3 protein-coding genes are annotated in these 3,309 nt (G+C 70.0%); all 3 read left to right on the plus strand.

The window, feature by feature from the left end:
* Positions 1-134: 134 nt before the first annotated feature.
* The gene (locus VF794_RS38905; protein WP_331102757.1) at positions 135-650 is read left to right on the plus strand and encodes an FHA domain-containing protein; all 516 of its coding nucleotides are present in this window, start codon (positions 135-137) and stop codon (positions 648-650) included.
* Between the two features lie 82 nt (positions 651-732).
* On the plus strand, positions 733-2,004 hold the full coding sequence (locus VF794_RS38910; protein WP_331118629.1) for a Stp1/IreP family PP2C-type Ser/Thr phosphatase: 1,272 nt from the start codon (positions 733-735) through the stop codon (positions 2,002-2,004).
* A 104-nt stretch (positions 2,005-2,108) separates the two neighbouring features.
* On the plus strand, positions 2,109-3,309 hold a 1,201-nt coding region (locus VF794_RS38915), incomplete at its 3' end, for a carboxypeptidase-like regulatory domain-containing protein (protein ID WP_331118631.1).

Raw genomic sequence — 3,309 nt, forward strand, 5'->3', positions numbered from 1 at the left:
ATGGTGATCCCTATAACTACAGGCGCACGAGCCTGTCCCGTCCCTTCGTGGGCGGATTGCACTTGGGGTTGTACTCGGAGTGGCGCTAGGCGCCTCTGGACCGTGACCCCCCAGGTGGGGTGAAGTGCGTTCCGATGGTCGAGCTTCTCAGTCTGCACATCAGCCGCTTCCAGCGAGAACGGGCTGACTACGAGCGCACGCTGCCGCCGGCGGTGCTCGTGTTCACGCCCGCGCCAATCGCGGCGATGGCCGTTGGCGACGAGGACGAGCACCACCACTTCCGCACCCTCACCAGCGTGGAGACGCCCATGCTGGGGGTGGGCGAGCCCATCGTCTTCCCCGTGGTGAAGAACCAGGAGAACGCGTTCGGTCGCGGCATCACCGTGGGGCGCACGGGCAACAACGACGTGGTGCTCGATGACGGCACGGTGTCGCGCTTCCACGCCTGGTTCCAGCGCGAGACGGACGGGCGCTACGTCCTGACGGACGCGGGCTCGAAGAATGGCTCGTTCGTGGCCGGGGTGCGCCTGGCGCCCCGTCGTCCGTCCCCGGTGGTGGACGGCGCCCGCCTGCGCTTCGGCCAGGTGGAGGTCACCTTCTACCTGGCGAGCGGCTTCACCAAGGTGCTCTCGCGGCGGATGGGGACGTGAGCGTGTCAGCCCCTTCCATAGGCTTCGTGATTTTTCGTAACGTGTGATTCACCCCCTCTAGAGGGAACAGGGAGCGTTCGCGGTGCCATTGACGACAGAGGCGTTCGGCCAGACCGACGTGGGCCGGAAGCGGCAGCACAATGAAGACTCGATGCTCGTGGACGCCTCGCTCGGCCTGTTCATCGTGGCCGACGGCATGGGTGGCCATGCGGCCGGCGAGGTGGCCAGCGCCCGTGCCACCGAGGTTGTCCGCCAGCACATGGCGGCCAACCGGCATCTGCTCAAGGACTTGAGCGCCAACCCGAGCCAGGACAGCCGCAACGCGGCCCAGGCCTTGATGGAAGTGGCCATCCAGCGCGCCTGCGCGGACATCTTCCGCATGGCCCTGTCGGACACGACCAAGCGCGGCATGGGCACCACCTTCGTGTGCCTCGCCGTGAGCGGCAACAAGGGCGTCATCGGTCACGTGGGTGACTCGCGCATCTACCTGGTGCGCCACGGTCAGTGCCACCGGCTCACCGAGGACCACACCCTCGTGGCCGCCCAGCTCAAGGCCGGCACCATCACCAAGGAGCAGGCCGCCACCTCGCAGTACCGCAACGTGATCACGCGCGCGGTGGGCATCCAGGAGTCCGTCCAGGTCGACACCCTCATCGTCGACCTCTTCCCGGGCGATCTCTTCGTGCTGTGCTCGGACGGTCTGCACGGCTACCTCGACGACGACGAGGTGCTGCCGTTCGTCCAGGGCGCGGCGCCCTCGGACCTGCCCAAGAAGTTCATCGACCTCGCCAACGAGCGCGGCGGCAAGGACAACATCACCGCCGTGGTGGTGAAGGTGTCCGGCGAGGGCACGCTGGAGGCGGAGACCAGCGAGGCGCAGTCGCGCATGGAGGCGCTGCGGAAGATTCCGCTCTTCCGTCACCTCACCTACAAGGAGCAGACGGCGGTGCTGTCCATCGCCACCACGCGCACCTTCCCCGCGGGGCGGGAGATCGTCGTGGAGGGTCAGCCCGGTGAGGAGCTCTTCGTGGTCATCCGCGGCCGGGTGGTCATCGAGAAGAGCGGGGTGGAGATCGCCGAGCTTCGGCCGGGCGGCCACTTCGGCGAGATGGGCCTCATCGACAACGCCCCTCGCTCGGCCACCGTGCGAGCCGTCGAGCCCACGCGCACCATGGTCATCTCCCGGTTGGATCTGATGGGCCTGATGAAGCGCGAGTCCATCCTGGCGGTGAAGATGCTGTGGAGCTTCGTCCAGGTGCTCTCGGATCGCCTGCGGGCCACCAACTCGGAGCTGAGCGAGGCCCGGCAGGAACTGGCGGTGGCCCAGGCCATCCAGCCGTTCGCCGAGGAGTGAGCACCGGGCGGGAGGAAGACGTCGGGCGGCCGACGCGGCTGGAATGAACCGCCCGGAATGTCGGTTGGCAGGCCGGCCGCGGGGGTAACGTCCCGCGGCCTCCCATGAGGAAATGGCTCGTCATAGGGGCGGCATCCGCCCTCGTCGTCGTGGCGGTGGCGGTGTTGTGGCCGAAGGATTCGTCCTCCGCGGCTCCGCTGGCCACCCCGATCGCCTCGTCCGCGGCGCGTGAGCTGCCCGACTTCGAGTCCGTGGAGGTGTCCTCTGGCACCGCCCAGGGCCTCACGCTCACCGGGCGGGTGCTGGACTCGGCCGGAAAGCCCGTGGCGGGCGCGGAGGTCTTCCTCGCCGCGAGCGCGCAGAAGACGCTCACCTCGGTGCGCTGTGACGAGTGCGGGCAGGCCTTGCTGGCCTGTCCGGCGCGGGAGAGCAGCCTGCACGCGCTCGCCTTCTTCGAGCAGGCGCGCGGTTTCCTCCAACCCAAGGCCACCGTGCACACGGACGCACAGGGGCGCTTCCGCTTCGAGCACCTGGTGGGCGTCTCCTTCTCCGTCTGGGCCCGCGCGACGGGCTTCGGCGCGGCCATGCGCGAGCGCGCGGCCCCGGGCGAGCCGGTGGACCTGTACCTGCCCCCGCTGCGGAGCATTGGCGGACAGGTGGTGGACGAGGCGGGCCAGCCGGTGGCGGGCGCGCGCGTGCACGCGGTATCGCGCAAGGTGCCCCTGCCGTACGAGGCGGTGACGGGCAAGGACGGGGCCTTCACCCTGTCCGGGCTGGGCGAGGGTCCTTTCTACGTACTGGCCAGCGCGGACGGCTTCCTTCCCTCGGTGGAGTCCCAGGTGGAGGCGGGCCCGCGGTCGGTGCGGCTGCGGCTGGAGCCCTCGCGGACGCTGGAGGTGCGTGTCACCCGCCAGGGCGCGCCCACGGCGGCCACGGTGCGGCTGAAAGCGGACCACCTGGCGCGGGAGGCGCGCGCGGACGGCGGGGTGGTGCGCTTCGAGGGCCTCTACCCGGACGAGCTGGTGGTGACGGCCGAGGCCGGCAAGCTGGGCTCGGCACCGCGTACCCTCTCGCTGAGCGAGCACCTCACGCAGGTGACGCTCGAGCTGGAGGACGCGGGCACGCTGCTCGTCACCGTGGTGGACGAGGCCGGGGAGCCGGTGCCCTCGCCGGAGCTGGTGCTGCGCTCGGTGCGCGGGCAGCCCATCCAGTCGCAGAAGCCGTCCACGGGCGCGCTGGTGCAGTTCGGCCCGCTCGCCATGGGCGACTACGTGCTGGAGGGCAAGGCGAAGGGCTACCGGGACG

Origin of the sequence: Archangium sp. (genome assembly GCF_036389735.1) — a bacterium.
In the GTDB taxonomy this organism is placed as follows: Bacteria; Myxococcota; Myxococcia; order Myxococcales; family Myxococcaceae; genus Archangium.

What these genes read in the sequence shown, in the direction of transcription:
- VF794_RS38905 (WP_331102757.1), top strand. Translation starts at nt 135, where the DNA reads ATGGTCGAGCTTCTCAGTCTGCACATCAGCCGCTTCCAGCGAGAACGG.